Source organism: Enterobacter sp. CM29 (assembly GCF_013179605.1).
Classification (GTDB): domain Bacteria; phylum Pseudomonadota; class Gammaproteobacteria; order Enterobacterales; family Enterobacteriaceae; genus Enterobacter; species Enterobacter intestinihominis.
The window spans coordinates 1-646 of the sequence record NZ_JABMCU010000391.1 but is presented as its reverse complement, the minus strand read 5'-3'; the positions used below and the strand labels follow the sequence as shown (position 1 = coordinate 646).

The 646-nt window shown below is 56.5% G+C and carries 2 protein-coding genes; one reads left to right on the top strand and one right to left on the bottom strand.

Translation table 11 applies throughout. From position 1 onward, the window contains the following. A partial coding sequence (locus tag HP459_RS23665; protein ID WP_253939690.1) for a hypothetical protein occupies nucleotides 1–88 on the top strand: 88 nt, incomplete at its 5' end. Between the two features lie 36 nt (nucleotides 89–124). On the opposite strand, the gene trmL is transcribed toward HP459_RS23665, so the two are convergent. Then, nucleotides 125–598, bottom strand: coding sequence for a tRNA (uridine(34)/cytosine(34)/5-carboxymethylaminomethyluridine(34)-2'-O)-methyltransferase TrmL (gene trmL / locus HP459_RS23245; RefSeq protein ID WP_022649772.1), 474 nt, complete (start codon nucleotides 596–598; stop codon nucleotides 125–127). Nucleotides 599–646: the final 48 nt, after the last annotated feature.

Here is a 646-nt window from a genome sequence, read left to right as displayed (position 1 = left end):
AGCGATTCGCAGCCACGAAATCGAGAAAGTGGGCCAGAAACTGCGTGGCTACATGACCGATATGAAACGTATCGCAGTAGCAGACTAAAAAGACAATCGGGTGGCGCAAGCCACCCGAACTGTTTTAGCTACGCAGTATCGCGCCGGGATAACCCAGCTGGCGCCACGCCTCATACACCACCACCGACACCGCATTCGACAGGTTCATGCTGCGGCTGTCCGGCATCATCGGAATACGAATTTTTTGCTCAGCGGGCAGGGCATCCAGAATGGTGGCCGGCAGGCCGCGGGTTTCCGGACCAAACATCAGATAATCCCCGTCCTGATAGCTTACGGCACTGTGCGCTGGCGTGCCTTTGGTGGTCAGGGCGAACATGCGCTGCGGCTTCTCTGCGTCCAGAAACGCGGCGTAATCGTGATGACGAACGACGGCAGTAAACTCATGGTAGTCCAGCCCCGCGCGGCGCAGACGTTTGTCGTCCCACGTAAAGCCCATCGGCTCAATGATGTGCAGACGAAAACCGGTGTTGGCGCACAGGCGGATGATATTGCCGGTATTGGGTGGGATTTCTGGTTCGAATAAGACGATGTTAAGCATGCTGCCCCCTTAATTGCGGGGGGCAGAATAGCAGAAAAGAGAGGGACT

Bases quoted from the DNA above. Each gene is read 5' to 3' on its own strand.
- trmL (WP_022649772.1), bottom strand. From the start codon at position 598: ATGCTTAACATCGTCTTATTCGAACCAGAAATCCCACCCAATACCGGC.